Genomic DNA, 3,035 nt, shown 5'->3' with positions numbered 1-3,035 from the left:
CGGGGACGGCGGGTGTCCTTCGTGGGCCTCGGGGTTGGCCCGGTGGAACAGCGTCACGATCGCGCGGAGCCGGGTGACGCGTTCCTCCAGGGCGCCGACGACGGCGATGAGGGCGGAGCGCAGGTCGGCGTCGGCGGGGATCGCGGCGAGGGACGCCTGGAGGCGGCCGTCGTCGAGGGACGCGGCGGCGGCTGCATGAATGAGGTCTCCCTTGGATTCGAAGACCCGAAAGATGGTGCCCTCCGCGACACCGGCGGCTTCGGCCACCTGGCGGGTGGAGATGTTGGCGCCGTGCTCGATGAGGAGGGGAATGGTGGCCTCGATGAGCGCCTGGCGGCGCTCGTGCGCAGGCATGGGCTTGGCTCGACTCACGAGGACCGAGAATAGGTGAGTGAGCACTCACTCACAAGTTTGTCGCCGAGAATTCACCTTCGGTTGCCACGGGTGGGACGCATCCACCCCCAGCGGGAATCGGTGGAAACCTAGGGGGCAGGCGGGCGGGGCCCGATAGCGTCCCCCGGGGAGGGCGCATGGATCTGGTGGTGAAAGCCGGGACGCTGGTCGCGATCATCGCGCTCGGCTACCTCGTCAAACGCCTGGGGTGGCTGCGTGGGGAGGACTTCCGGGTCCTGTCGACCATCGCCCTGCGCATCACGTTGCCCTGCGCGCTGATCGTGAGCTTCGACTCCTTCGAGATCACCCCGTCCCTGCTGTGGCTGTCCGTCTTCGCGTTCGTGGTCGTCTGCGGGGGACAGGTGGTGACGTGGATCGTCGAGCGACGCAGGGGCCCCGGCGCCCAGGCCTTCGGCGTCCTCAACGTGTCATCGTTCAACATCGGGCTCTTCGTCATCCCCTACCTGGGAGTGTTCCTGGGGCCGCAGGCCGTCGTGATCGCCTCCATGTTCGACGTCGGCAACGCGCTGGCCACGGCGGGGGTCGGCTACGCGTGGGGGCTCGGCCTGGCCGCCGAGCAGCGCGCCTCGCTGCTGAAGTTCTGCCGGACGCTGCTGCGCTCGCCGGTCTTCCTCACCTACCTCACCCTGCTCGTGCTGGGCCTGCTCGGGCTGCATCTGCCCGGCCCGGTGATCAGCTTCGCCACCACGGTGGGGGCGGCGAACACCTTCATCGCGATGTTCATGATCGGCGTCGGCCTGGAGATCGTGCTGGATCGCCGCTCCTACCTGGTCGCCCTGCGCTTCCTCGCGACCCGCTACGCCGTGGTCGCGGTCGCGGCCCTGCTGCTGTGGTGCGTCATCCCGTTCTCCCCGGCCGAGAAGGTGGTGCTGACCGCTGTCTTGGTCGCGCCTCTGGCTGCGATGGCGTCCGGGTTCACCGACGAGGCCGGGCTCGACGTCGCCGTCTCGACCTTCATGACGACCATCACCGTGCTGGTCGCGATCGTCGCGATGCCCGCTCTGCTCATCACTCTCGGCTGAGCCGGGTTCGCCGCGCGCGGAGCCGCCGACGCTGCGATGTCGCATTCTCGCTAGAACCAGCCGCGTGCGTGACGCAGGATGGAGCCGTGATCCCGGATCGAGACACCTGCCTGGCGGCCGTCGCCAGCCGCGACGCGCGGTTCGACGGCACCTTCTACACGGCCGTGACCTCGACCGGCATCTACTGCCGGCCCTCCTGCCCCGCCCGAACCCCCCGCCCGGCGCATCTGGAGTTCCATCCCAGCGCCGCCTCCGCGCAGGCGGCCGGGTTCCGCGCGTGCAAGCGCTGTCGGCCCGACGCCGTCCCGGGGTCACCCGAATGGGACGCCCGCGCCGACGTCACCGCACGCGCCATGCGGCTCATCGGGGACGGGGTCGTCGACCGCGAGGGCGTCGACGGTCTGGCGTCCCGGCTGGGCTACTCCGTGCGTCAGGTGCAGCGCCTCACCCTCGACGAGTTGGGCGCCACCCCGCTGAGCCTGGCTCGCGTGCAGCGCGCCCACACCGCCCGCATTCTGCTGACCACCACCGCCCTGCCGCTGGCCGAGGTGGCCTTCGCCGCGGGGTTCGGTTCGATCCGCACCTTCAACGACACCGTCGCGCAGGTCTATGCGGCCACCCCCTCGGCGCTTCGAGGGCGGGCGCGCGAGGGCGGACACACCGACTCCGGTCTGCTGGAGTTGCGGTTGCGGCTGGCGTTCCGGGCCCCCTTCGACCCTTCCAACGTTTTCGGGCATCTCGCTGCGACCGCGGTGCCCGGCGTCGAGGAGTGGCGTGACGGCGCCTACCGCCGCACGCTGCGGCTGCCGCACGGTCCCGGCTTCGTCGCCCTGGCCCCGCGCGCCGATCACGTGGCGGCCCGGCTTCACCTCAGCGACCCGCGCGATTTGACCCCCGCCCTGGGTCGCTGCCGCCGCCTCCTCGACCTGGACGCCGACCCGGTCGCCGTGGACGACGCCCTCTCGTCCGACCCGGTGTTGGCCCCGCTCGTGGCGCGGGCGCCGGGACGCCGGGTGCCGCGCACCGTGGACGGCGACGAGTTCGCGCTCCGCGCCGTGCTGGGGCAGCAGGTCTCCACGGCGGCGGCGCGCACCCATGCGGCCCGGCTGGTGGAGCGCTTCGGTGAGCCGGTTGCCGATCCGATCGGCGGCGGACTGACCCATCTGTTCCCGGAGGCGGGGACGCTGGTGGACCTGCCGCCGGGCACGCTCGCCTTCCCCGCGTCCCGGCAGGCGACCCTGTCGGGTCTGGCTGAGGCGCTGGCCTCGGGCCGGGTGGACCTGTCGCCCGGCGCCGAGCGCGACGAGGCACGGGCGCGGCTGGCGGCCCTGCGCGGCATCGGCCCCTGGACGGTGGAGATGGTCGCGATGCGTTCCCTCGGCGATCCGGACGCCTTCCCCGTCACCGACCTCGGGATGCGCCGCGCCGCGGAACGCCTCGGCGTCGTCGATCTGCCCGCGTTGGCGCGCGCCTGGCGGCCATGGCGGGCCTACGCCACCCAGTACCTGTGGGCGGTCGACGACCACCCCATCAATCGGTTACCCCAGGAGGACTCGTGAAGCATCGGATCATCGACTCGCCGCTCGGCCCGCTCACGCT

At 71.9% G+C, this 3,035-nt stretch carries 3 protein-coding genes; 2 read left to right on the top strand and 1 reads right to left on the bottom strand.

From position 1 onward, the window contains the following. The coding region (locus V7E09_RS03220; protein ID WP_324523011.1) for a TetR/AcrR family transcriptional regulator at positions 1-372 on the bottom strand (372 nt) is incomplete at its 3' end. A gap of 158 nt (positions 373-530) precedes the next feature. On the opposite strand from V7E09_RS03220, the gene V7E09_RS03215 reads away from it, so the two are divergent. Beyond that, positions 531-1,436 (top strand): AEC family transporter, encoded by a 906-nt coding sequence (locus tag V7E09_RS03215; protein WP_324510752.1) that lies wholly within the window; start codon positions 531-533, stop codon positions 1,434-1,436. Between the two features lie 86 nt (positions 1,437-1,522). Next, positions 1,523-2,995 carry an AlkA N-terminal domain-containing protein gene (locus tag V7E09_RS03210; protein WP_324510751.1) on the top strand — a complete coding sequence of 491 codons (1,473 nt, stop codon included), beginning with the start codon at positions 1,523-1,525 and terminating at the stop codon, positions 2,993-2,995. The last annotated feature ends 40 nt before the right edge of the window (positions 2,996-3,035 follow it).

Origin of the sequence: Propioniciclava sp. (assembly GCF_036744435.1) — a bacterium.
Classification (GTDB): Bacteria; Actinomycetota; Actinomycetes; order Propionibacteriales; family Propionibacteriaceae; genus Propioniciclava.
This window is presented reverse-complemented; position numbering and strand designations above follow the sequence as displayed.